Here is a 1,259-nt window from a genome sequence, read left to right as displayed (position 1 = left end):
GTGGCGGTTAAATTCGATGCGCAGACCCTGACTTACGGCGAACTCGATGCTCAGGCCAACCGCCTGGCGCATGCGCTGATCGCCCGTGGCGTGGGGCCTGAAGTGCGCGTGGCCATCGCCATGCCGCGCAGTGCCGAAATCATGGTGGCGTTCCTCGCCGTGATGAAGTCCGGCGGTGTGTACGTCCCGCTGGACGTGGAATACCCGCGCGATCGCCTGCTCTACATGATGCAAGACAGCCGCGCCAAACTGTTGCTGACCCACTCGACGGTGCAGCAGCGGCTGCCGATCCCCGAAGGGCTGGAAGCGCTGGCGGTTGATCGGACCGAAGCCTGGGCCGAGGTGGATGACAGCGATCCACAGGTCGCACTGGACGGCGACAACCTGGCCTACGTGATCTACACCTCCGGCTCCACCGGCATGCCCAAAGGCGTGGCGGTGTCGCACGGCCCGTTGGTGGCGCACATTATTGCCACCGGCGAACGCTATGAAACCGGCCCGGCGGATTGCGAACTGCACTTTATGTCGTTCGCGTTCGACGGCGCCCACGAAGGCTGGATGCACCCGCTGATCAACGGCGCCAGCGTGTTGATCCGCGATGACAGCCTGTGGCTGCCGGAATACACCTACGCGCAAATGCACCGCCACCACGTGACCCTGGCGGTGTTCCCACCTGTTTACCTGCAACAACTGGCCGAGCACGCCGAACGCGACGGCAACCCACCGGCAGTGCGTGTTTACTGCTTTGGTGGTGACGCGGTGGCGCAGGCGAGCTACGACCTGGCCTGGCGCGCGCTCAAGCCGACCTACCTGTTCAACGGTTACGGCCCCACCGAAACCGTGGTGACGCCGCTGCTGTGGAAGGCACGCAAGGGCGACCCGTGCGGTGCGGTTTACGCACCGATTGGTACGCTGCTGGGCAACCGCAGCGGCTACGTGTTGGACGCGCAGTTGAACCTGCAACCCATCGGCGTCGCCGGTGAGTTGTACCTGGGCGGCGAGGGCGTGGCGCGGGGTTACCTGGAGCGACCGGCATTGACCGCCGAGCGCTTCGTGCCGGACCCGTTCGGCAAGCCCGGCAGCCGTGTGTACCGCAGCGGCGACTTGACCCGTGGGCGCCCGGACGGCGTGGTGGACTACCTGGGCCGGGTTGACCACCAAGTGAAAATCCGTGGTTTTCGTATCGAGCTGGGTGAAATCGAAGCCCGCTTGCGTGAACAGGACAGCGTCGGTGAAACCGTGGTGGTGGCCCAGGAAGG

The 1,259-nt window shown here is 65.2% G+C and carries 1 protein-coding gene; it reads left to right on the top strand.

Annotation, left to right across the window (positions count from 1 at the left end; all coding sequences use genetic code 11):
- The coding region (locus tag E0F99_RS29845) for an amino acid adenylation domain-containing protein (protein WP_130909137.1) at positions 1-1,259 on the top strand (1,259 nt) is incomplete at both ends.

Source organism: Pseudomonas antarctica (genome assembly GCF_900624995.1).
In the GTDB taxonomy this organism is placed as follows: domain Bacteria; phylum Pseudomonadota; class Gammaproteobacteria; order Pseudomonadales; family Pseudomonadaceae; genus Aquipseudomonas; species Aquipseudomonas antarctica.
The sequence above is the reverse complement of the archived record's forward strand: the minus strand, read 5'-3'. Positions and strand labels throughout refer to the sequence as shown.